Source organism: Salinisphaera aquimarina, from assembly GCF_042643355.1.
In the GTDB taxonomy this organism is placed as follows: Bacteria; Pseudomonadota; Gammaproteobacteria; order Nevskiales; family Salinisphaeraceae; genus Salinisphaera; species Salinisphaera aquimarina.
Window position 1 is genome coordinate 159,321 of sequence record NZ_JBHRSS010000008.1, and the last position, 21,809, is coordinate 181,129.

The window sequence follows — 21,809 nt, forward strand, 5'->3', positions numbered from 1 at the left end:
TCGACGCCGCCTTGGACAACAAAACCCGTGAGTCGATCCCTACTCCAGGCTGATTCTGAGTGCGGCCGCAATCGCCCAGGGCGCTGCGGTGATGCTCAGCGCCAACAGCGCGCCCAGCAGATACAACGCCCCCGCATAGGGCAAACCCGCAATCGCGGCCCGCATCGCCCCGGCGCCGAAAATCAACACCGGCACATAGAGCGGAAAGATCAGCAGACTCAGCAGCAGCCCGGCACGCGGCAGGCTCAGTATAAGCGCCGTTCCGATGGCACCGACCAGCCCGAGCGTCGGCGTGCCCAGCAGCAGACTGGCCATGATAACGGGTACGGCGCCCGCGGGCACGCCCAGCAGCAAGACAAGCAGCGGCGACGCAATCACGAAGATCAGCCCGCTCGCCAGCCAGTAGGCTGCCACCTTGGCCAGCGCGATCAGCGCCAGCGGCTCGGGCGAGAGCAGATACTGTTCGAGCGTACCGTCTTCATAATCGGGCCGGAACAACCGCTGCAGCGACAACAATGCCGCCAGCAGCACGGCCATCCAGATCAGAGCCGGCGACACCGACACCAGCACCGTGCTGTCGGCCTGCGTGCCCAATGGAAACAGCGCGACTACAAGAATGAAGAACAACAGATGATGGACAAGCACGCCGCGCTGCCGGAACGCCAGCAGCAGATCGCGCCGCAACACCGCCCAGAAGACGCCTAGCACGCGGTCAGCTCGATCGCGCGCACCGGCAGGTCGGGCAGCGTCAGTGGCTCGTGGGTGGTGAACAGCACCAGCCCTCCGGCGCCCACATGTTCGGCGATCCGTGCGCCGAGCACGGCGCGGGCATCCACATCCAGCGCCGAGGCGGGTTCGTCGAGCAACCACAGCGGTGCGTCGGTCAACCACAGCCGCGCCAGCGACACGCGCCGCCGCTGACCCGCGGACAGCCGCTCGCAGGCACGATTCGCAACCGGCTTGAGACCCAGCGATGTCAACGTTTCGCGAATATGCTTCTGACTGCGGCGACGGCCGCTCAGACGCATCAGCACATCGAGATTCTCGATCGGCGTCAACGCGCCGTTGAGCGCATTGTCATGACCGACGAAACACAGATCGTCCTGCAGGATCGGCTCGTCTTCGTCAGCGGCCGCCGGCGCGCTGCCCTGCCATTGCACATCGCCGTCGAAAGGTGCGTGGAGGCCGCACAGCGTGCGCAACAGCGTCGTCTTGCCGGAGCCGTTGTCGCCCAGAACCCGTGCCGCCTCGCCCGCTTCCAGAATCAGGCTCAGACCACGAAACAGGGCGCGTTCGCCGCGTCCACAGGAAAGATTGTCGATAATGAGTCGCGGCGACGCCATGAGCGCGGGTCAGATCCCTGGGAAATACAAGCGGATGGTGCCCGGGGCCGGACTTGAACCGGCACGGCCCGAAGGCCAAGGGATTTTAAGTCCCATGCGTCTACCAATTTCGCCACCCGGGCCAAGGCGCGCAATTCTAGCAGCTTGGCCACGTCCTGCCGACGCAACGGCTCAAGAAAGCAGTCGCGACAATGGGTCGCGATCGCGCGCCAATTGGTCATGCAAGGTAAAGGATGGAGGCCAGGCCCGGAATCGAATATAAAATTATCATCTTGATTTTTCAGGCTTTAACAACTCCTCGAGATTTTGCACCCCCAGCGATACCCCCAACCAGCATCGAGTTCAGAATCCAGCTCAGGGCGAATGCTATCACGCATCCCAAGAACGGATAGACGATTCCTGGCACTACTGATAACAGCGCCCAAACAAGCCGTGCCCAATGGTCAACGGACTGAGGTTTGCGCGTTCGGTGAGTGACGGCGAGCAACCCTGGCTATTCTTAACGCGCAGAAGTTCGACTTCGATCCGACGGCTCACGAATCGGACCAATTTGCCAGCTCAGGTCTATTCGCGACCTTTGGCGCATCATCCGACTCTGCCTCTGTTATAACGGCAATATGCCAAGGTTAGGTGAATAGGGAGGGCAGCCATGACGATCGCTTTGTACCTCACGTCAACTGTTATGGCGCTGTTTGTCGCCGTTGCCTTGTTCGTATACGGGTTATTCGTACAAGTGGGCTTGGACGCATCCAGCTTACCGGCCATCAGTTTATTCGGGCTGGCCGTGGTTTTTTTCGCTGTATCGACCGCATACGCCATGCGCTTGCAAGATCTCATCATCATCGCCGCGGCGCGATCGGAATCAAAACCTCGGTAAGTTGTTGGAATAAGCTAGCCGTCATATCACCACGGCGCCGCAGGTTACCGTTCGACAAGCCAAATCGAACTCGCGACATTGTTCTAATGTCTCTGAAGTCCCTGTTCGGATGACGGACTCCCGAACGACCTCCGTCGTTCTCATTCTTTTTTTCTGCTGCGAGACCCTAAAGCCCATCAAAGACGGCAAAATACGCTCGTACCTGTATAATGCAAACGTTCTCGCCAGTACCGTTCACAATACGCTCAGCACCATAGTCGTGCGCGTCCACGTTGGACACGTAACGGGACGGTTCTGGCCTTAAGTCAATAAAATTTGTATCAGGACTGCGAAACTCTTTTCCAGTCATTGCCGAACGGTCTATGCGGTCTGCGCTTTCATAACAGCCGGATAACCAAGATCCTCGTGCGACACAGGGCATACCTCATCCTTTGCCCCAACTCCGTTGTTGCCACCTTCAAGTCTGGACTCAGATCCCGGCACCCAATGTACCGGCGCAACATCGTGAGGGCCCGTGGGCGGGGGAGTATGGTTTATGCGCACGACACATGAAGATCCAAGCACCGGCCAAAAGGTATTCTATCGTCCGATCGAAGCCGCGATCCGATGGAGCGGACTGTTGCAACACGAGCAACAGATTATCGAGCGCATCGGTATGCAACAGCGACCGGGGCCCGGCGACTTTTCCGAGTGGCCGTACCTACATTTGAACGCCGAACGCATCGTCGACGCCCTCGCCAACGGTGATCTAGCCTACGGGAAGAACGGCATCACCTGCGACGATCCTACGCTGCTTGACTCACCCGACCTGACCGTTCGCCATGTGGACCTGAAAGCTTGGATGAGCGAATTCTATCCAGGGGAAAAACCCGGCTTTCTATTCAACGCCGTCGAACGCCGGTTATGCCACACGGTAACTATCGAGACCGTTCAGACGCTACTTGCCGACCGCGAGGCTTTGAAGATACGCCTGACCGATGAAGCGAAAGCCTCGGAACGACTCCAGATCCAGCTCGATACGCTTCGCCATGAGCATGAAGCCGGCATAAGACACGCGAAACAGGCTCAGGAGCCTAGTCCACGTAGTGAGTCCACCTACCTGAATATCGTCGCCGGACTGTTGACGTTGCTACTCGGTCATTCACCATCCGGCCGCCCCTACTCCAGCTTCAACACCCAAGACGCTGTGATCAGCACCCTGATCGCGCACCACGGCGAGCAGCTCGGCATATCCCAGAGCACGCTGGAGAACAAATTCGCCCAAGCAAAGCGGCATTTGCGGGCTGGTTGAAGCGCACTTACCCCCATTAGGGTCAGCAATACCCCATTTACGGTTTTCTTTGCCGCCGAGATCTATTGAATGGAGATCACGTCCTGACAAAGCCAAGGCGCATCAAGGAGTGATCTCCATGTCCGAATCAACTGTTGCAACCGCTTCCGCCGAGCGTCGTATCCTGCGGCGCCCCGAGGTCGAGGCCAAAACCGGCTTCAAGCGCGCCCATATCTACAACCTCATCAAACAGGGCCGATTTCCCAAGCCCATGCGGCTTGGCGTGCGCGCCGTCGGCTGGGACTCGCTCGAAATCGAGGCGTGGATCGCCGAGCGCCTCAACGAGCGCGCTTAACGTTGTCCCTGCCGAGCGTTTCGAGGGTACCGCCATGCCGGTGATCGCCATCGTGTCGAGCAAAGGCGGGGTCGGCAAGACGACCGTGACCGCCAACCTGGGCGGATTCCTAGCACTTGCAGGTTATCGCGTCCTCATGGTCGATGCGGATATCCAGCCCACGTTGAGTTCGTACTATCCGTTCGAGCATCGTGCCGCCAGCGGACTCTACGATGTCGTCACCACGGGGGCCATAGTGCAGGCGATCAGCCACACGACTCTGCCCAATCTGGACATCATCATCTCGGACGATCCAGAGGGGCGGCTTGAAAACTGGATCCTGCACACCCCCGATGGCCGGATTCGGCTACGCCGTGCGCTCGCCGATATCGACTACGACTTCGTCCTGATCGATACCCAAGGCGCGATCGGTCCACTGCAGGATCTCGGCGTGCTCGCCGGCGACCTCCTGCTCTCGCCGATTCCGCCGGAAATCCTGAGTGCGCGGGAGTTCGCCCGCGGCACACTGTCCATGCTGGAGCGCTTGCGGCCCATGCGCCTGCTGGGTGCGCCCGTCGGGCATCTGTACGGGCTGTGCTATCGCATGGACCGCACGGTCGATGCGCGCCTGGTGGCGAACACGCTGCGGCAATCGACGTTTGCCGAAACCCATGGCGGCATCTCGATCCTCGATACCGTAGTGCCGGCCACGGTGGCCTACCGCGAGGCCGCCAGTGCCCAAGTCCCCATCCATGTCTGGGAGCCTCGCCGTCGCGGTGGCACGGCGCCGGCCGCGCTGGAGACCATGGCTGCGCTCGTTCGCGAGCTGCTGCCGCAAGTCGATACGGCATGGGCGAGAAATCCGCCATGAGTCGCAAGCGCCCTACTCCGGACCAGATGGATCAACTAATGTCACAGCCACATTTCCGACGCGACGAGGCTGTGGCCAGCACCGATCCCTCCCATGCGCCGGCCACCACGACGCCGATGTTGGTCGACGTCGACCAGATCGTGCCATATGACCGTAACCCGCGCCGCAGTCCGAACGATAAGCGCGACGAGCTCAAGGCCTATATCTGGGAAACCGGATTCAATCAGGTTTTGACGATTACCCAACGCCCCGACACCGACCACCCCGAGTTGTACATGATTGGCGTCGGCGGTAACACGCGGCTGCGCCTTGTCCAGGAGCTATGGCACGAGACCGGTGATGCGCGCTTCCAGCAAGTGTGGTGTCAATTTCAGCCCTGGACCGGTGAGACCCAGACGCTGGTGGCGCATATCCAGGACAACGATCTGCGCGGCGAACTGATCTTCATCGACCGCGCCATCGCTGTGCAGGAACTGCGTGACATGCTCGAGGCCGAGGCCGGCCAATCGTTATCGCAACGCGCGTTGCGCGATCGCCTGGCAGAGCGCGGTTACCCGATCAGCCGCACGATGATCGGTTGGTATCAATACACCGTCGACACCCTCTTTCCGTTGATCCCGGCCCTGCTGCAAACCGGCATGGGTCGCCCGACGATCACCAAGATCTACGACCTGCAGAAAGCCTTCGGCAAAGCTTGGCAGTCGCTGGATCTCGGCGAGGCCGAGGCAGCCAACAATCTGTTCGAACAGACGCTGCAGCGCCATGACGGCGAGGCCTTCGATCCCGACAGGCTGCGACGCGACCTCGAGGAAGAACTGTCGGTCAGCGCCGACTGCGACATGCAGCGCGCGAGTCTCGAATTTGGCGGCGCGCTACACGGTCGATCAGACATCGAGATCGAGACTCCGTCGGATACGAATCGCGACGATACGGCGCGTACTGCCCCGGAAACCGGCCAGTCGGCCGGTGCGCCCGACACGCATGCCAAACAATGCGAAGGCTCGGACAGTGGCCCGCCCCACCGGAATGACTCGGCCGAGGATAGTCGCACTGCTCGCCCTGGCACGACGGACTCGTGTCCCATCGATGAAGAAGATCATGCCGCGGACGTCCCCTCGCCGGCAGCAACCGACGCGTCACTGCCGCGCGACCTCAAATCCCTACGCAGCCGGGCGTGGACGTTGGCAAGCCGTATCGCACAGGGATCGCGACTCGGCGACATCGTCTTGCCGATTCGCGATGGACTGGGTTTTCTGGTGGGACCGGTCGCGCTCGAAACGCAGCAATCCTGGACGCCCGATGTTGGCCGCCGGGCGCTGTGTGTCTGGTGGCATCTCGCCACCTTGGCCGAACAGTTCGCCCGACACGGTCGGGCCGGCCCTTATATGCCAGACACGTGGCGGCAGCGCCGGATCGGCGACGCGATGCGCCAGGCCCGCGACGGCCAACAGGCGTTTTCTCAATGGCAATGGCAACAGGCGGATCGCGACCTGTTCGCCGATGTGCCACCGCTCGAACCCAACGACCTGGGGCCCATGCTCTATCAGAACTGGGCCGAGTCGCGTTGGCACGACTGGATTCGCCTGGTCGAGACCTATCGGGCGATTTATCGCACGACGGGCGACGCGCCGTGGGGGGATGACGATGCCCGCCGGTAACGCAGATCTGACGCTCGCCATTCTGATTTACGCCACGGCCTGTCTGGAGAACGGAGATTGGGCGGTGCTGCGCGACCTGAACTTCGGCCAACAGGAAATCGAGGCTTTGGAGTCGCTGCAATTCTCCGAATTTCTATCGATTGCCGACCGTATGGACGGGCACGTACTCGATATCAGCCTGGATCGCGAACGTTTCTGGCTTGTGCTGAAGGAAATGAAGGCCGAACGCGCGATCGAGAAGTTGAAGACCGAAATGGTTTGCCGCGAAGCGCCTGCCGACATGATGCGCCACCTGTTCGGCATGACCGATCGTCAATACACGGCGATTCGGCGTCGCTTTCGCTGCAGTCGACGCGGCCCCGGCCGACCCGCCGAACCGGATACCGAAACGATGGACACGATCTGGGCGGCTTGGCAGCGCCATCTCGATGGCCGAGAACCCCAATCGGCGATCGAATGGTTGCAGCTGTCGGATGCGTCTGGCGCGGACTGTCGCACCGTGTGGCGGTTCATTCGTGGCGCGAACGCCCTCGAGCGGACATCGTGACCGGAACCGCTCGCCACCCCAACGACAAGCTCGGCCGCTATCTTGAACACGCGGCCGACGCGTTGGCCCAGTCGGGAAAGTCTCTAGGCCAAGATGCCGAGGGCCTGCTCTTTCTGGGCGCCTGGCATCAAAGCTATCCCGCGATACTGGTTCGCGATCCGTTTCTGAGCGACAGCGCCAAAGTGCATTTGCTGTACCTCACGCAAGAATCCAGCCGACAGCCGCACCGCGCCATCGCGATGCCCTCGCTGGACCAGACGGTCGAAGTCCTGGGGCATGCCAAGAAGACCATCAACCGCGACCGTACCCTACTCCGGGTCTGCCGCTGGATCAGTCAGTACACCCGTTTACGTGATGACAAGGGCCGGTATCGCGGCACCGTCAACGCCATCCACGGCGAGCCTTGTTCGCTCAGCGAGGCGAATCGGCTCGATGCCAGCTATCTGTCGTTGCTCGATTCGGCGAGAGAGCATACCGATCGATACCTTCGCCAAGCGGCCCAAGCCGCTCTGGCCAGTATCGACCAAGCCTTACAAGAGGGCCGCGATCCATTGGAATCTGAAGACCCCATGACCCGTCGTTTGGACGCGGCCAAAGCCGTTCACAACGGCGGGGGTTCGTTTTTCGATTTGCTCATGACCGGGAGCCGCCACGACGCCCCACAAGATAAGTCGTCTGCGGCTGGCCACAGTGTGGCCACCGCGTTGGTCGAGGAAAAAGTTACCACCGGCGAGCCAGGGGTAAAAACGACCACTGGCGAAACCGATCCAATGGCAGATTTTACGACCGGATCGCAAGCTTCTGATAAAAAAGGAATTTCAATAACTCGTCCTCGGGTGGAAAAATCTACCATCGGGCCTACCTGTAGTAGTAGTAATAATAAAACTACTACTACACACAGCGAGACGGATTCCGCGCGCGCGGAAAAAACCACCACCGAACCAGCTGGCCACACTGTGGCCAACGCCGACGTGGCACCACTACTGCGTTGGCCGGATTCGCTGCCGGCAAACGAGCGTACGCTGATCGAGCGGGCTTTTGTCTCGCGCAATCTGCGCCCCGAGCAGCGACAGGATGTTCTCGATGCCCTGGCCCGCAAGCTGCAGGATCCGGACAACCCGCTGCGCAGCCCGGTCGGATACGCCGTATCGCTATGCAAACGCATCCAGTCGGGCACGTTCCAGCCGGTCGGTGCGCCGACACAACCCGAAAAAACGGATCAGTCGAACCCGCCGGCGAATGCCAAAGCGAGCGACATTCGCCAGCAGATGCGCAACCTGCGGAGCGAGATCCACGCCATGGAGTCGACCCTAATTCCAGGCGCGCCTCCGGGCAGTCGCGCTGCCCTCGAGTCCCAACGGGATCGGCTACGCCATCAGTTGGAGCAGCTGAGACGACGTTTGCGAGACCCGGGCCGAGCCGCCGCCAGCGTCGGTCTCTCCCCTATGTAAATCGGAGATTGGCAACACTGTGGCCACCGCCACGACACCGTGCCCCTGGCCACAGTGTTGCCACGCTATCTGAAAAATTCGGCTGGCCATCATCGGTGTTTCCCAGTGCCCGTCTGACGCGGAATCGCTACGGTTCATAGGCACCTGATCACTGCGGCAGCGGATGTCGCGACCGATGTATCGGAGATCGCATGACCGACACGCCCTCTTCCAGAACGGGTAAGCCCGCGATCGTGCCGGGCCGGCTACGCAATTTCGTCGAGATGACGCTCCAGACGCGCCAGGCGCAGCGCCTGCTCCAAGGCCGCCGCGGTGCGGATGGCAAGCCGCCGATCATTGGACTGTATCGCTACGGCGCCATAGTGCGCACGATCTGGACCGGTGCCGCGCGCAATGATCCCTATGCCGATTGGTACCTGCTGGAAGTCGAACAGGCGCTGACCGAATCGAAGGACGAACTGGCAACCGTAAAGCAAACCATCGAATCCGACATGGAACGCATGTCAGCAGTGCAGGTCGGTCTGGCACATTCTATCGAGCCGGCGAAGGTCGAGCTCACCTTCTCGAATCCTTACGGCTACATGGGCGGCTGGTTGCTCGTCGACATGGACGAATTGGTGCTGTCGGCTCTGACCGCGCGCCATGTGGGCCTGATGACGCGCGACGCCTCCGAACGCCTGTTGCAGGCCGCCGGGCGAGCCGTTCGCCGGGCCTTTGCCTCGGCCCAGGGGTATCGAACCACGGCGGTAACCCGGAAAGACATCATTGACGGCACCCGTCGTGCCGAGATTGCGAAACAAGCCATGGGCGAGCTGCCTCAGGCCGTGATCGACGGAGAGCTGCGCCCAGAGCATGCGCCGGCGATCGAGGGACTGCAGCAGTCATCCAACGAGAGTGGCCACACTGTGGCCACCCCGGACGAGACGGACGACGACGCGGCTGATTCAGATCCAGACGCCCGGGAACGGGCGAATGACGACCCGTCGTAGGCCTGCCGCTATGACCCCCCAATCTGACGAAGCCGCTGCCGCAGTTTTTGACGAAGCCCCTTTAAAGGGCCCTTTAAGGGTAAGGGAGGCGCGCGAGCGAATCGCGGCGCTCGAACAGGTCATCCGAGACGGCGAAGCCGAGGGCACCCAACTCTGCGAGGCATTCCAGGCCCAGTTTCCAAAGGCACCGGCGAAGATCGTGCGCTACAACGACCGAAGCCTGACGTTTTATCGGTGGCGTCAATCGAGCGCTCGCCGTTGGGGGTCGAACAAGACGACGGCCGTCAATCTGACGGGCGACGCCGGCCAGAGATTGCTGGCCCGCATGCCGGCAACGGCACGTCAGCACTGGCTCAATTACGAGCGAAGACGTGTCTATCTCAACATGCGCTTGTCGATCGCGGCCTACAAGCTCTATCGGCTCCAGGATTGGCTCGACGCCCTGGATGCGATCAAAGCCATCGAACGCGACGGCCTTGTGGCCGGCGCGCCTGACAACAATACCGATTGCCGATAACTGCCAACGCAATCGGCGATCGAACGCCGGTTTTCGGCGTGACCCTCTGAGCCGATCGTCGACCGATGTTCCGAAGGTGGCCACAGTGTGGCCGCCTGTTATCACGGTGGCGGGGACGCTTCGCGTCCCTGGTACGAGCTCGCGGATTGCCTCAAAGAGAAATCAGGGCCCATGAATGATGGCGCCCGCCGCCAAACATGCGTGGTGCATGCGGACAAACCCGGTAATCTCAATCTGAATCGAACCCTCACGACCCATCCGCGGAAGCGCTCACCGATCTAAATTTCGAGGTAACGCCGCGCGATTCATTGTTGTACGGCGCGGTACTCCGGTCGAGGCTGACCCTGTTCAATCGCGACACTCAAACCTGACCAACGGAGCGAACCGATGTCGAACTCCTTTACCGCGCGCGGCAATCTCGCTGCCGCACCCGAACTGAAAACCGTCACCGTCAACGGCGAGCACCGCCAAGTAGCCGAAATCCGTATGTACTGTGATCGTCCCGTTCCGGATGGCGACGACGGTTTCAAGGACAAAGGCGGTTTCTGGCTGAACGTGTCTCGCTGGGGCACCGCAGCCGAGCATGCGGCCCGTGTGCTCGACAAGGGTTTCCGGGTGAAGGTCGAGGGCACCTTGGTGCAGAACAGTTGGGAGAAGGACGGCGAGAAGTTTTCCCGCCTGGAACTATCGGCCGACGACATCACGCTGGATTTGTCCCGAATCGAATCGGTCAACCAGCGCGCGCGACGCCAAGAGAGCAATGGTCAGCTACAGGCTGACTCAAATGATACCGGTGCAGCCGAGTAAGCGGCTTACTGAACCGCCCCGAGAATACTGGAGGCTCCAACTCTTGAGAGAATGGAGCCATGAAACAGAGCAAACGATATTCATCGGAAATACGCGATCGCGCGGAACGAATGCTCTTTGAGCATCAGGCGGATTACGCCTCGCAGTTGGCGGCAATCGGCTCGATCACCGGCAAAATCGGCATTACGCCGGAAACGACGCGCGGTTACGTTCATCAGGCCGAACGCGATCGAATCCACCCGATTCGAGTCGGGCTATTGTTATGTTAATTTTTTTCGTCTACATTGTAGCCTCGAATAATTAACACGGGACACGCTATGCCTGATGGCGTCATATTCAGAGAATCCGAACCCGAACGCGGAGATGAACTGCTTGAGCAAATCGGGTTATCGCGCGAGGCCGCTAAACATATCGGGATCTACGCGCGCCGAGCTTTCAACAACACTAGTCCCATGGAGCCGATCTCGGCGCCCGGCGTGAACGCGTGGAATAAAGGCACCGAAGCGCTTCGAAATACTCTGGTTCCACGTGAGGGCTGGAAGGTCGGTCGCAACTTAGGGATCGAATCTGCTGTTAATCACGAGAAGAAACTGCAACTTATATATCAGAACGTTAGGAGAGCATGTACATTTTCCGATCCGCAGCCACTTTCTCCACGCGGCTCCGTTTCACGGCGTATGATCAACGATGGCACCTCGGATATGTTTGGCTCGGCGCCGCTCGATGACCTACGGCCGAAGGAGCTCAGCTATACCGTTTGGTTAGTATGCGTTTGCCACGTCAACGATAATCTTTCTGTAGAGGTTTCAAGGCCTAAACGCTTTGATGGCGCATGGTATGACGGGTTCCACGAAAGGATTTTCATCATCGATTCGCCACTTGAGGAACTATTGGCACAAACGAGCCCAACGACGCCTGAGCCGGTAGAGTCGAACGACCCCGATATATACGATGTGGACGTAACCCCCAAATCTTTCCCAGCTTAGTGATATACCACTATGTTCAACCCCGCGAGACTAACGCTCGCTCGCGAGCGGCGTCTGATAACAAAAAAAGACTTGGCTGCGAAAGCCGGTATCAGCCCAGTGACCTTGACGCGGATTGAGTCAGGGGGAACCGATGCTCCGGAAGAGCCAACTATCGAGGCGCTTGCCTCTGCTCTGAATTATCCGAGCTCTTTCTTTTTTCTCGGCGACCCTGAGGTGCTCCAAGAGAACTCTGTCAGCTTTCGCCGGATGTCTTCGACAACTGCCGGGCAGCAAAAAGCAGCCCGCTGGGCGGGGTCGCTCGCATACGAAATTGATGATTGGGTGCACCAGCGGTTCAACTTGCCTAAGCCGGAAGTGCCCGACCTGCGGGAAGAGAGTCCGGAAAACGCGGCACTATCTCTTCGCTCAATGTGGGGTGTCGGGTTTAAGCCGATCAAACATATTATTTCTTTACTAGAAACCAACGGTGTGCGTGTATTCTCGCTCGACGAGAGCAATTGCAACGTTGATGCGTTTTCCGTTTGGCGCGGCACGAAGCCTTACGTTTTTCTTAATACGCAAAAATCGGCAGAGCGCAGTCGTTTTGACGCCGCTCACGAACTTGGGCACCTAGTGCTTCATCAACATGGTTTGCTACAGGAGCCGGGCGGAATAGAGAAGAAGGAACGGGAAAAAGAAGCTGATAGGTTTGCTTCTGCTTTCCTTATGCCGAGAGAGGACCTATTAGCGCGGGTGCCGTCGTTTCCCTCCCTCGGGGATTTAATCAAGTTGAAGTCGCGGTGGGGCGTATCCGTCGCCGCACTTGCGAAATCGGCGTTCGACGCTGGCCTAGTTTCCGACTGGCATTACCGCGCTCTTTGCCGCGAACTAAGTGCGGCAGGCTATCGTAAAAAGGAGCCAGGCCCCATGGCGCGCGAGCGATCCGTGGCCTGGGAAAAAATTTTGCGTTCACTATGGAGCAAAGGCCATACGAAGCAACGTATTTCTTCAGCTCTGAGCCTGCCAATTGATGAACTCGAAGCGCTTATCAAAACCGTAGTGGACGACAAAGCTCAAAAGGAAGCCGAAAAGGCCCGCTCAGGCAACAAGTCGGGAGCGACCTTGCGACTCGTTCATTCCGATAGATGAACGAATGATCCATCGTTACCCTCGGCGGCCTAAATGTTTGGGAACTCGCTGTGGTCAAGTCTTGCATTAGTTACCGTAACACCACGGCCTAACTTTACTAGGACGGTAATTTTTACGAAAATTAGGGTGCTAAAAATATGGATTGCCGATTAATCATCAGCCACTAGCTCCGAGTCGCCTTCGGAAGAGGCAGGGCTAGATAAGTCTGCTATTGGCCGCATGCGACCCGTTGCTGCCGGTCGCGAACGGCCGCTTTCGTGACGGCTAGTTTGAGTTTACATCGCGCCTTTTTTTGGCCGAACAGCGACCTGCTTGATGCCCCTGTCGACAGGGAATGCGCAAGCACGTGCTCATCGCGAAATAGCAGGTAGCGAACGATAGCGGCACGCAAGCCGCTGTTGCGCTGATCACTGTTGGATATGGCTTCTCATGCCGGTCGAGAAAAAGAGTGCCACCTCGTTCGGAACAAGGCCGTCCACCGCATCAGAAGTGGCGCTTTCGATGAAGTCGTCTCGAATCGCCTTTCGTATCTCGGGACCAGCTTCCTTGATACCACGCCACGCCGGATGGTCGATTCGTTGGTCATACATTGCAATAACACGGTCCAACTTTATCGGAGTAGTGCTGGCGAACTCCTTTCGGATGCTAACGACCTCAAGATCCGCCTGGGCCAGAAGCGCCAGACATTTTTCTGAGGTGTCCCCCAGATCGCCATAGGGGAGTTTTACCCCACGTCGGAGCGCCGCCTCCGATGCCCGTTGTGAAAATCCAAAGGGTTTGGCGGGCGTGTCAAAAGCGATCGTGCCGCCCGGCTTCAGAAGATGCCGCCAACGACGCAGCGCCGCTTTGACGTCCGACATCAGAACGAGGGCCGAAGCGCAAAAAATCCGATCAAAGCTGGCGCTCTCGTAGTTGGCTAATTCCGCGTCCCCCTGCTCGAAACGCACGTTGGATAGTTGCGCTTGCGCGGCAGAGCAACGCGCCGCCGCGAGCATGCCCGCCGACGTGTCCAAGCCAACGACCTCACCACAGGGTCCAACGAGTTTGGCCACCCTAAGCGCGACCAAGCCAGTGCCGGTTGCCAAGTCCAAGATGCGCTCACCTGGGGCGATTGTGAAAGGATTGAGGAGAAGCGTCACGATCTGCTGGTGCGTCTCATCCTGATCGTAGCGTGCCCCTCGCCTGTCAAAGTGCGTTGTATCCTCCATGCAAACCTTCCGCGCGTGATTTAACGAATACAAAGGTTTCTGACAAGTTGAGCAGCCCGCCAAAGCCTGCGTGCGAGCGTCCGCTTTGATGTCATCGAGTTTAGTGCCACGATGGTCTCAAGGTGGCCGACAGCAGAAGTTGCAGCGTGGGCTTGAACGCAATACTTACCGCCTAAGCGCGGATCACGTCTTCGACTGGCAGAGTTACTTCAACTCACGTCGTTGTTCGAGTGACGGCGTGCACGGTGTAGCCGACATCGGGATATCGCAGCAGCACCTCTAGCGTGCAGGTGGCCACAGTGTACCCACCTCGACGATACGAAGGATACGGTCATCTGCACCCCTTTTCTTAAAGGTCGCGATCTTGCGCGTACCGCGCTGTCTCTTATCGCAAATGTGACGCTACATTATCACTTCCTCTGTTCTTCGTATTGTTGCTCGTGAAATTGGACTGTCGAAAGCTTTGATTTTTCCGCTATAGGGGTGCCCCGCCTGCAATTCTATCGGCCTAACCCATCCCGGCAGATCCATGGCTGGCATCGTCTATCTCTGCGAAAAGCCATCTCAGGCGCGCGATATCGCCCGAATCCTCGGCGCGACGAACAAGACTAAGCATTACCTATCCAGCAGCGACGTGACGGTGACATGGTGCTTCGGCCACCTGCTCGAGATGGCGTCACCCGATCGCTATGGCGAGGAATACAAGAAGTGGACCTTGGAGACCCTACCCATCATTCCGGACCAATGGCGGCTCGATGTCCGCCCGAAGGTCAAGGCGCAGTACAAGGCGATCACGCAACTGGTGGATAAGGCCGGGCATGTCGTCGTCTCCACTGATGCCGATCGCGAAGGCGAAACCATCGCCCGCGAAATTCTGGACTGTTGCCGGTATCAGGGACAGATCTCGCGGCTGTGGTTGTCGGCGCTCGACGACGCCAGCATCCGCTACGCGCTCGATAATTTGAAACCCGGTACCGAAACCGAACCGCTCTATCACGCCGGCCTGGGTCGCGCACGCGCGGACTGGCTGGTCGGCATGAACCTAACCCGCGCGTACACCGTCGTCGCACGGACCCAGGGCTACGACCGGTTGTTACCCGTCGGCCGGGTGCAGACGCCAACCTTGCGGCTTGTCGTCGATCGCGATCGCGAGATCAAGTCATTCAAGCCGGTCCCCTACTGGGATCTGGTGGCGACGCTGGCGACCGATGGTGGCGAAACGTTCGCCGCACAGTGGCAACCACCGGCGGACGTCGCCGACGACAAGGGCCGCAGTCTCGATGAACGCACGGCCCGGCGCATGGCACAGCAGATTGAGGACGCTGCCACACGGATTACTGCCGCCGTGACAAAGCGTGAGCGCGTTGCGCCGCCCCTACCCTACGATCTCGGCACGCTGCAACAGGACGCCAGTAAGGCTGCGGATATGGGCGCGCAGACCGTTCTGGACACGGTTCAGTCGCTTTACGAGACGCACAAGGCCGTGACCTATCCACGTACCGACTGCCGCTATCTGCCGGTTAGCATGTTTGGCGAAGCTGCCACAGTGCTCGATGCGATGCATCGAACGTATCCGGATGCTGATGCTGCGATCGCGCAGGCGGATTCGCAGCGCCGGTCGAGGGCCTGGGACGACACGAAGATCACGGCCCACCACGCCATCATTCCGACGACGAAACACGCAGACCTGAGCCGCATGTCCGCGGCAGAACGACGCCTTTACGAAATGATCCGCACCCGTTATCTCGTCCAATTCTATGATGATCACAAGTACGATCACATCATCTTGTCGATCGACATCGCCGGCGCTACATTTCGCGCCACTGGTAAGGCCGTCGTGGTCGACGGTTGGAAAGCGGTCGCCGCATCCAATGAGGCCAACGGGGAGAAAATCAACAATGCTCGTCTTCCGGCTGTGTCCGAAGGCGATGTATGCCGTGTGGCCGGCACCGAAATCCAAGCCAAGCAGACCCGGCCGCCGGCGCACTATACCGAAGGCTCGCTGATTGCAGCGATGAAGAATGTCGCCTCGATGGTGAGCGATGATCGGCTACGGAAGATCCTGAAAGATACGGCGGGCCTTGGAACCGAGGCGACACGCGCCGGCATTATCGCCACGCTGATTGACCGCGGCTTCTTGGCGAAAAAGAAGAAGAAACTGGTCTCGAGCGATGCCGGTCGTGCCCTGATTTCCATACTGCCCGGCGCGATCACGAATCCGGCCACGACGGCCGCCTGGGAACAGGCCCTGGACGAGATCAGCGCCGGCCGCATTACGCTCGACGACTTCGTGGCACGACAGGCGAATTGGGTATGCCAAGCTGTCGATCAGGTGCAGCAGCGCGGCCTGAATGTACCCAAAGGCGTCGAACCCACGGCGCAGAAGAAATGTCCGAAGTGCGGGAAGCCAATGCGCAAGCGCACCGGCCAGCATGGGTCGTTCTGGGGTTGTACCGGATACCCCGACTGCACGACCACCGCACAGATCGGCAGCAAGCAGCGTCGCAAGAACGCCGCCAAAGGATGACCTGCTCTATTCCAAGGTAAAAGACGTCACCCAAGAACTATCGTGCGCTGATACCGTACTACCGGCGCCCGATACCAACGAATCAATCGGGGGCAACCCTCACGGTGGCCACTGTTAGGTTAACTGCGTGATATGAGAACAGGCGTATAATATCTGCTATCGGCCCAGGTTGCGTAAAAACTCGGAACATCGGCACTCAGGGGGTTCAGCTACCCCTGCCCAGCAGCCGATCATGGCGTCAGCGGGCGTACAGAGCGTCGGTTTTCAGCCGAACCGCAACCGACGTGAGTTTTCACACAGCGCGGACTAAGCCCACGAGCATTTGATTTGGTATGGACTAGCTCGGACTTCAGAGTTGGGGCACTACATATGGCTCGAACAGTGCATAATCAGACGCAAAATCGGGGCCAGAAACGATCGAATTGCTAGTTCGGCTTAGGCCTATTGTAGATATCGCAGAATCATCGAATGTAGCTAACTATCGCTAATTCCTGCAATTTCTTCCTGTTCAGCTATCAATGCGTCCAATATCCAGTGGTTATCGTCACTTGAATTAATTTCCTCCCTTACATCGCAGACATTTGAAAGGTGCAATTGGTAGGCAGTTGATTCCAGCAAGGCGGATTCAGTCACGTCGACCGGCCATTGGCGCAGGAGGTATCCAATTTCCGCGACTCGGACAGTGACATTCAAAAGTTCACTATCGTCAAAAGCAAATGAACTTATTACTGCGGCGCGATATTTGAACCGCGGATGCGGACGAAATTTCAAGGTTATTTTTTTGCACCACTGCGGGTCATCGCTTAGCGAGATATCTGCACCACCCCCCCATTGGAGCGATTCGACGCTGTCGAATCGAACGAGCATGTAGTCACGAAAACCTTTGGCGCGATCGAAACAGCGAACCCGCCACTGAAAACCGTCACTGACTAACGCAAGTGGTACCAGCTTGCGGGGCCTGCTTCCCGAGGTCAGAGACGTGTAATTGGCTATAACTTCGCTGTGCGTTGAGATTGCTCGAGAAATAGTTGCAACCACATTCGCGGCCATCTCGCGCTGAATGCTTGGACAGCCCGCAACCGGTATCGGGCTCGCGGTTTCTGGTACGCCGTCGTTGCTGGCACGTGCCAGCGACTGCAATGCTCGGTTTGGATCATGCTCGAATGCCGGAATGAAAGCTTTGGTGCAGGTGTACCGTTTTTTTTTGAGGTCGTACGCCAGATTTTCGGAGTATGACTCAGTGTAAGTAGAGAAATCAGAGCTCGCCGCCGTTGGACCGATATCGAACCGATCCATTAAATCTTTCCGAGACACCCAACCGCGGAACCAGGCCAGATACTCCAGAAACCGCATGCGTTTGATCGCAGCACTGCGAAACTCTTTGAACTGCCCATTTCTATCTAAGAGCGAGATGGCTCGAACACTTTCTGTGACCATACGTTTTCCGGTTGCATGCTGTTTTTCGGCCGGTTATACTATGCCAGAACTTTGATCGGGTCGATAGGCGGCTCTCTCGAGATCTGGGTACATCATGCGAACACTGAATAATCTTTCAAACGCTTTCCACCGGCTAGGCTCGTCTAAAACGTTCTTGGTAAATCTCAGACCTGACGACGCGATGATGGATGAGATCAGGTCGGCGGAAATTGTTATCCGTCGAGGCTTGGCCGCCTTCCTTGATGAGCATTTGAAAGAGGCAGTACCGCCAGGCGTAGAGCCGCCTAAACCAAAATTTCTCCGCCAAGGGAGCAATGCCTACGGCACGCTTATCGATCCATTGCGATGGTCTGCAAATTACGGTGAGGCAGATAGCGACGTTGGCATGTATCTGCCGCTGGAATTTCTGCAAGCCGGCACTCCTACGCCAAAGCTCGGTGCAGAAGCTTTGCGCCAATTAACATGCGCCGCGCTGAAAGATATCGCCGCTCGGAATGATTGGAGCTTCGAGTCCAAGCAATGTTGTGACAGGGTGATTATTCGCTCCGACGCCTACATTGATGTGACGTCATACGCGATTCCCGTTGCGCAACACAGAGCCATGGCCGCGTTGAATTTCCGGGAGGGGCTAGTTAAGGCGGAAAGCATCACTGCTGCAGAAAACGAGATCAGCTGGGAAGAAATCCCCCATACCTCGCTTCTCGCCACTAAAGACGGATGGGTACGGTCAGACGCGAAGGCGGTTCACCAGAAGGTTGAGAATACCAGTTTGCTTAGAGGGCCATTATTCAAACGTGTCGTGCGTTTTGGGAAAGCGCTGAGAGATTTAAACGACGACGAGGACGGCCCTAACTCGATCACTTACACATTACTTGTCGCGGATAAACTGGATGCTGGTCTTTGCCGACTAGGTCGTGATGATCTGGCGATGCTTTCAGTTCTGGGGCCAGTGGCTGACGGTTTGTTCGATTCCTTGCCCACGCCTGGAAACGAGGATATCGATATTCTCGAAGGGGTAGATCTTCAAGTACGGCACCGTCTAGCGAAAACGCTTCGAGACCGGCAAGCCTCCATTCGCCAGGCATTGGATCACTCCTCCATCGATCAGGCTCATCAGATTCTTAAAGGAGTGTTTGGCTCGCGGTTTCCGGACGCACCAGAGTTACCCGCAGAAAGCAACTCGAAAATATCGCTCGCTACAAGCTCGGCTGCGCCTGCCGTTGTGACTGCGCCACGAACAAAATCGGTGCCACTTCGTGGGAACGCCCACTCGTCCTAAAATCTTTTCAGAGATAGACGCCGCGCTTTCTTCGCGCGGCTGGCGGTCATCAGCCGAAGCACACGGGATTTGCTTCATGCTGAATGAACCGGTGGTCAACGGGATTGTAAGGATTCGACTAACTTTTGACCCCGAGCGCCTATGGTTGCTGCCCACGGCAACGCTCGAAACTGTATCCGGATCGCCATCTAAAATTCCGCTACACCGCTTCGGCGAGTGGTTCTGCTATTTGGATCCGGAGACCGTTGAGTGGAATCCAGAGTCCTCCGATTTTATCGGACACGTGGTGTGCGCTTCAGACCGTGTGGTGAGTGAGCTTCACCGACTGCAAAAGGGAAAGGAAATCCGTGAGCAGGACTCGGAATTCACGGTGCATTGGGCTGGAAAATTCGCCTATCTAGACATTCCGGAACAAGCTTGGCCGCCGCGCTCTGGCACTAGTTTAACCGTCTTTAAGTTGAGCCGGCCTGAGTTAAAGGACGCGGACCCGATTAATGTAATTGCGCTTTCGGGTAAAAATGAAGGTGAGAGGTACTCCGGGTTCGATCTTCACGCTAACAAGCAATTGCTTCCGTGCGTCTCAGTAAAATTAACGAAGTATCCGTTCGCTAGTTGGGACGACTGGCCGCCAACAACATTAGCTCAGCTCAATCGCTGGATACGCTCACACCGTCCGGCAAAGGAGAAGGCGACATGGCGTGAGCTGGCCAGAGTAATCCTCCCCCAGCAGGGCCGACCATCAAGCGCTCTGATACTGATCGAGACGCAGGCAGGACGGTTTGGTGCAGTGCTGGAAGCAGGTCCCCGGCAGTTGGCCGGATTCCGGCCCGGCGCGAAGCTCGCGGAAAGGTTGCGCGGATCGAACAATTTAACGCGCAGCCTTAGCATTAGTAGATGGGCGTTTGAGCGCTTAGATGATGATTTCGTGTTGACGCGAAATTCGCCCTCCGAGTCAGCGCCATTAGCTGGAAAGCATATCCATCTGCTCGGAGCAGGATCAATCGGAGGCAGTCTAGCGGACCTACTCGTTCAGGCCGGTGCGGGTCGGAATTGTGGTTCCTTGCATATTTTTGATCCGCAGGTTCTTCGGGCCGAAAACTGTGGTCGGCATCTATTGGGGGTGACAGCACTAGGAAGGAACAAGGCTACCGCAGTGGTCGAACGGCTTAGGCGTGAACGGCTTGTCGAGAATGTGTGGGCTCATCCGTGTGCAGCAGGAGATCCAAAATTGCACAAGAATGCGGATTTGGTTATTGACGCTACAGCCGCTCCGAATGTAGGTGCCCATTTAAGTAACCACGCTAGGTGGCATAGGTCATGGGCGTTGATATCCGTATCGGTGGAGGGCGAGGGCTGGGTGGCCTCTACTCATCTCTATCGTGGTGTGGCCGGTGAATCTTGCCGCGAATGTCTTGAGCCATGGATCGGCGGCAGGGGCTCTCACATTCCTAAGGGATGCGAACCAGAACAACGGGATGGTGGGTGCGGCAGTAGGTATACGCCTTACAGGGCAGCCGCTGCCTGCATGGCCGCAAGCTTGGCTAGTGAACTGGCTTGCGATTGGGCGCTCGGGAACGCGAGCAAGCTCTTCCGAGCGGTAAAAATGCCTTCTGCTCCCAGGCACGTTAAAGCGGCTAAATACTGGTCGCCCAAGTCATTACCCGGTTGCATCTGTGCTACTAAATGCCCGTCAGGCACAACTAATAGCAAACCATGATTACAGCTTTTTCAATTAGAACAAGAGTAATCGTCGTTTTATTCTTCCTATGCCTCGGATGGCTGATTAGCTATGCATTTGTAGGTGTCGTCAACGGTTCATGGCACGTTGGGCTATTCGAAGCAATCCGCATCGGAATCAAAGGAGTAGCCCCCGCAGTTGGTCTGGCGATTATACTTGGTCATCCACGCGTTATTGATTTTATCTGGCGATGCTTTCCTTGGTTGAACAGCTTGATTGCACCGAACCTGAACGGAGTCTACAAGCTCTGGATTGGCACGAACTTTAAATTATTGTTGGACCGTAAAAATTTTTACGAGGGGCTATCCGATGTAAAGGCGGACGCATCCACGGAAATAAACTCAGACGATCTGGCTCATATCGGTATTGTTTGCGTAAAAGCCGGACTGTTCGCAATCCGGATACATATGACCCCTCTCGAAGATGCCCCATCGGCATCCTCTTCCAATGTAATCTCGGCAGTGCTAGAGAAAGCGCCAAGTGAGGGCGGCTTTCGCTTGCATTACATTTTCGAGAGTCATGTCTCAAACCCTTCCGAAACCGACACGCAGAAATACTACGGCGCCGCGACGCTGCAATTATCGGCAGGTCTAGTAAGCGACTGTAGTGGCGATTATTGGACCAACAGGGCTTGGTTCAAAGGCCTCAATACGGCCGGCCGCGTACGGATTACGAGAATTGCGCCTTAGGGTACGTAAGACAAGCGGCATGGATTGACCGTTAAGGGTCGCTAATAACCCAAAGCGAGCCGATAAGCGTCATTGCTGCGACAGCGCTAGGGCAGAAACGCCGCCGCTCCCTCGGCCTGATTTTTACCCTGCAGCCCCCTAGCAAAAATT

General features: G+C 57.8%; 21 protein-coding genes and 1 tRNA gene. 17 read left to right on the top strand and 5 right to left on the bottom strand.

Features of this window, described 5'->3' with window-relative positions; translation table 11 throughout:
* Window positions 1-39: 39 nt before the first annotated feature.
* From ccmB to ACFOSU_RS16145, 3 genes are all read right to left on the bottom strand, one after another.
* The gene (gene ccmB, locus ACFOSU_RS16135) at window positions 40-708 is read right to left on the bottom strand and encodes a heme exporter protein CcmB (protein ID WP_380690959.1); all 669 of its coding nucleotides are present in this window, start codon (window positions 706-708) and stop codon (window positions 40-42) included.
* The gene (ccmA, locus tag ACFOSU_RS16140; protein WP_380690960.1) at window positions 702-1,343 is read right to left on the bottom strand and encodes a cytochrome c biogenesis heme-transporting ATPase CcmA; all 642 of its coding nucleotides are present in this window, start codon (window positions 1,341-1,343) and stop codon (window positions 702-704) included. The genes ccmB and ccmA overlap by 7 nt, the downstream gene beginning before the upstream one ends.
* 35 nt (window positions 1,344-1,378) lie before the next feature.
* Window positions 1,379-1,465, bottom strand: a tRNA-Leu gene (locus ACFOSU_RS16145).
* Window positions 1,466-1,992: 527 nt separating this feature from the next.
* On the opposite strand from ACFOSU_RS16145, the gene ACFOSU_RS16150 reads away from it, so the two are divergent.
* The 13 genes from ACFOSU_RS16150 to ACFOSU_RS16210 all read left to right on the top strand — a co-directional run bounded on the left by ACFOSU_RS16150 (window position 1,993) and on the right by ACFOSU_RS16210 (window position 12,781).
* Window positions 1,993-2,220, top strand: coding sequence for a hypothetical protein (locus ACFOSU_RS16150; protein WP_380690961.1), 228 nt, complete (start codon window positions 1,993-1,995; stop codon window positions 2,218-2,220).
* 535 nt (window positions 2,221-2,755) lie between these two features.
* A complete protein-coding gene (locus ACFOSU_RS16155) occupies window positions 2,756-3,511 on the top strand; it encodes a hypothetical protein (RefSeq protein WP_380690962.1) in 756 nt (251 codons plus the stop codon).
* Window positions 3,512-3,629: 118 nt separating this feature from the next.
* Window positions 3,630-3,845, top strand: coding sequence for an AlpA family transcriptional regulator (locus tag ACFOSU_RS16160; protein WP_353251010.1), 216 nt, complete (start codon window positions 3,630-3,632; stop codon window positions 3,843-3,845).
* Window positions 3,846-3,879: 34 nt separating this feature from the next.
* Entirely contained in the window at window positions 3,880-4,695 is an 816-nt protein-coding gene (locus ACFOSU_RS16165) for a ParA family protein (RefSeq protein WP_380690963.1), read from the top strand.
* Between the two features lie 38 nt (window positions 4,696-4,733).
* Window positions 4,734-6,353 (top strand): ParB family protein, encoded by a 1,620-nt coding sequence (locus tag ACFOSU_RS16170; RefSeq protein ID WP_380690964.1) that lies wholly within the window; start codon window positions 4,734-4,736, stop codon window positions 6,351-6,353.
* Entirely contained in the window at window positions 6,340-6,900 is a 561-nt protein-coding gene (locus ACFOSU_RS16175; protein ID WP_380690965.1) for an STY4526/YPO1902 family pathogenicity island replication protein, read from the top strand. Before ACFOSU_RS16170 ends, ACFOSU_RS16175 begins: the two co-directional genes overlap by 14 nt.
* The gene (locus ACFOSU_RS16180) at window positions 6,897-8,351 is read left to right on the top strand and encodes a hypothetical protein (protein WP_380690966.1); all 1,455 of its coding nucleotides are present in this window, start codon (window positions 6,897-6,899) and stop codon (window positions 8,349-8,351) included. The genes ACFOSU_RS16175 and ACFOSU_RS16180 overlap by 4 nt, the downstream gene beginning before the upstream one ends.
* A 191-nt stretch (window positions 8,352-8,542) precedes the next feature.
* The gene (locus tag ACFOSU_RS16185; protein WP_380690967.1) at window positions 8,543-9,340 is read left to right on the top strand and encodes a PFL_4669 family integrating conjugative element protein; all 798 of its coding nucleotides are present in this window, start codon (window positions 8,543-8,545) and stop codon (window positions 9,338-9,340) included.
* Between the two features lie 10 nt (window positions 9,341-9,350).
* Complete coding sequence (locus ACFOSU_RS16190) at window positions 9,351-9,857, top strand: hypothetical protein (RefSeq protein ID WP_380690968.1); 507 nt, start codon at window positions 9,351-9,353, stop codon at window positions 9,855-9,857.
* 387 nt (window positions 9,858-10,244) lie between these two features.
* Window positions 10,245-10,664: a single-stranded DNA-binding protein gene (locus ACFOSU_RS16195; RefSeq protein WP_380690969.1), complete on the top strand. Its 420-nt coding sequence runs from the start codon at window positions 10,245-10,247 to the stop codon at window positions 10,662-10,664.
* A gap of 59 nt (window positions 10,665-10,723) precedes the next feature.
* Window positions 10,724-10,933 (top strand): hypothetical protein, encoded by a 210-nt coding sequence (locus ACFOSU_RS16200; protein WP_380690970.1) that lies wholly within the window; start codon window positions 10,724-10,726, stop codon window positions 10,931-10,933.
* A 48-nt stretch (window positions 10,934-10,981) separates the two neighbouring features.
* Window positions 10,982-11,650: a hypothetical protein gene (locus tag ACFOSU_RS16205; protein ID WP_380690971.1), complete on the top strand. Its 669-nt coding sequence runs from the start codon at window positions 10,982-10,984 to the stop codon at window positions 11,648-11,650.
* A gap of 12 nt (window positions 11,651-11,662) precedes the next feature.
* Entirely contained in the window at window positions 11,663-12,781 is a 1,119-nt protein-coding gene (locus ACFOSU_RS16210) for a helix-turn-helix domain-containing protein (protein ID WP_380690972.1), read from the top strand.
* A 407-nt stretch (window positions 12,782-13,188) separates the two neighbouring features.
* Here ACFOSU_RS16210 and ACFOSU_RS16215 read toward each other — a convergent pair whose 3' ends face one another.
* Complete coding sequence (locus tag ACFOSU_RS16215) at window positions 13,189-13,989, bottom strand: class I SAM-dependent methyltransferase (protein ID WP_380690973.1); 801 nt, start codon at window positions 13,987-13,989, stop codon at window positions 13,189-13,191.
* A 529-nt stretch (window positions 13,990-14,518) separates the two neighbouring features.
* On the opposite strand from ACFOSU_RS16215, the gene ACFOSU_RS16220 reads away from it, so the two are divergent.
* Window positions 14,519-16,516 (top strand): DNA topoisomerase III, encoded by a 1,998-nt coding sequence (locus tag ACFOSU_RS16220; RefSeq protein WP_380690974.1) that lies wholly within the window; start codon window positions 14,519-14,521, stop codon window positions 16,514-16,516.
* A 474-nt stretch (window positions 16,517-16,990) separates the two neighbouring features.
* Here the strand turns inward: ACFOSU_RS16220 and ACFOSU_RS16225 are convergent, their stop codons facing one another.
* Window positions 16,991-17,953, bottom strand: coding sequence for a WYL domain-containing protein (locus tag ACFOSU_RS16225; RefSeq protein ID WP_380690975.1), 963 nt, complete (start codon window positions 17,951-17,953; stop codon window positions 16,991-16,993).
* A gap of 94 nt (window positions 17,954-18,047) precedes the next feature.
* On the opposite strand from ACFOSU_RS16225, the gene ACFOSU_RS16230 reads away from it, so the two are divergent.
* From ACFOSU_RS16230 to ACFOSU_RS16240, 3 genes are all read left to right on the top strand, one after another.
* Window positions 18,048-19,232 carry a CBASS cGAMP synthase gene (locus tag ACFOSU_RS16230; protein WP_380690976.1) on the top strand — a complete coding sequence of 395 codons (1,185 nt, stop codon included), beginning with the start codon at window positions 18,048-18,050 and terminating at the stop codon, window positions 19,230-19,232.
* A 76-nt stretch (window positions 19,233-19,308) separates the two neighbouring features.
* Window positions 19,309-20,949, top strand: a complete 1,641-nt coding sequence (locus tag ACFOSU_RS16235) for a ThiF family adenylyltransferase (protein WP_380690977.1) — start codon at window positions 19,309-19,311, stop codon at window positions 20,947-20,949.
* Window positions 20,946-21,659, top strand: coding sequence for a hypothetical protein (locus ACFOSU_RS16240; protein ID WP_380690978.1), 714 nt, complete (start codon window positions 20,946-20,948; stop codon window positions 21,657-21,659). Before ACFOSU_RS16235 ends, ACFOSU_RS16240 begins: the two co-directional genes overlap by 4 nt.
* The last annotated feature ends 150 nt before the right edge of the window (window positions 21,660-21,809 follow it).

Excerpts from the sequence above, each read along its gene's own strand:
- ACFOSU_RS16240 (WP_380690978.1), top strand. The coding sequence starts at position 20,946 with ATGATTACAGCTTTTTCAATTAGAACAAGAGTAATCGTCGTTTTATTC.
- ACFOSU_RS16160 (WP_353251010.1), top strand. The coding sequence starts at position 3,630 with ATGTCCGAATCAACTGTTGCAACCGCTTCCGCCGAGCGTCGTATCCTG.
- ACFOSU_RS16230 (WP_380690976.1), top strand. The coding sequence starts at position 18,048 with ATGCGAACACTGAATAATCTTTCAAACGCTTTCCACCGGCTAGGCTCG.
- ACFOSU_RS16170 (WP_380690964.1), top strand. The coding sequence starts at position 4,734 with ATGTCACAGCCACATTTCCGACGCGACGAGGCTGTGGCCAGCACCGAT.
- ACFOSU_RS16225 (WP_380690975.1), bottom strand. The coding sequence starts at position 17,953 with ATGGTCACAGAAAGTGTTCGAGCCATCTCGCTCTTAGATAGAAATGGG.
- ACFOSU_RS16195 (WP_380690969.1), top strand. The coding sequence starts at position 10,245 with ATGTCGAACTCCTTTACCGCGCGCGGCAATCTCGCTGCCGCACCCGAA.
- ACFOSU_RS16215 (WP_380690973.1), bottom strand. The coding sequence starts at position 13,989 with ATGGAGGATACAACGCACTTTGACAGGCGAGGGGCACGCTACGATCAG.
- ACFOSU_RS16155 (WP_380690962.1), top strand. The coding sequence starts at position 2,756 with ATGCGCACGACACATGAAGATCCAAGCACCGGCCAAAAGGTATTCTAT.
- ccmA (WP_380690960.1), bottom strand. The coding sequence starts at position 1,343 with ATGGCGTCGCCGCGACTCATTATCGACAATCTTTCCTGTGGACGCGGC.
- ACFOSU_RS16200 (WP_380690970.1), top strand. The coding sequence starts at position 10,724 with ATGAAACAGAGCAAACGATATTCATCGGAAATACGCGATCGCGCGGAA.
- ACFOSU_RS16210 (WP_380690972.1), top strand. The coding sequence starts at position 11,663 with ATGTTCAACCCCGCGAGACTAACGCTCGCTCGCGAGCGGCGTCTGATA.
- ACFOSU_RS16205 (WP_380690971.1), top strand. The coding sequence starts at position 10,982 with ATGCCTGATGGCGTCATATTCAGAGAATCCGAACCCGAACGCGGAGAT.
- ACFOSU_RS16235 (WP_380690977.1), top strand. The coding sequence starts at position 19,309 with ATGCTGAATGAACCGGTGGTCAACGGGATTGTAAGGATTCGACTAACT.
- ACFOSU_RS16165 (WP_380690963.1), top strand. The coding sequence starts at position 3,880 with ATGCCGGTGATCGCCATCGTGTCGAGCAAAGGCGGGGTCGGCAAGACG.
- ACFOSU_RS16220 (WP_380690974.1), top strand. The coding sequence starts at position 14,519 with ATGGCTGGCATCGTCTATCTCTGCGAAAAGCCATCTCAGGCGCGCGAT.
- ACFOSU_RS16185 (WP_380690967.1), top strand. The coding sequence starts at position 8,543 with ATGACCGACACGCCCTCTTCCAGAACGGGTAAGCCCGCGATCGTGCCG.
- ACFOSU_RS16190 (WP_380690968.1), top strand. The coding sequence starts at position 9,351 with ATGACCCCCCAATCTGACGAAGCCGCTGCCGCAGTTTTTGACGAAGCC.
- ACFOSU_RS16175 (WP_380690965.1), top strand. The coding sequence starts at position 6,340 with ATGCCCGCCGGTAACGCAGATCTGACGCTCGCCATTCTGATTTACGCC.
- ACFOSU_RS16150 (WP_380690961.1), top strand. The coding sequence starts at position 1,993 with ATGACGATCGCTTTGTACCTCACGTCAACTGTTATGGCGCTGTTTGTC.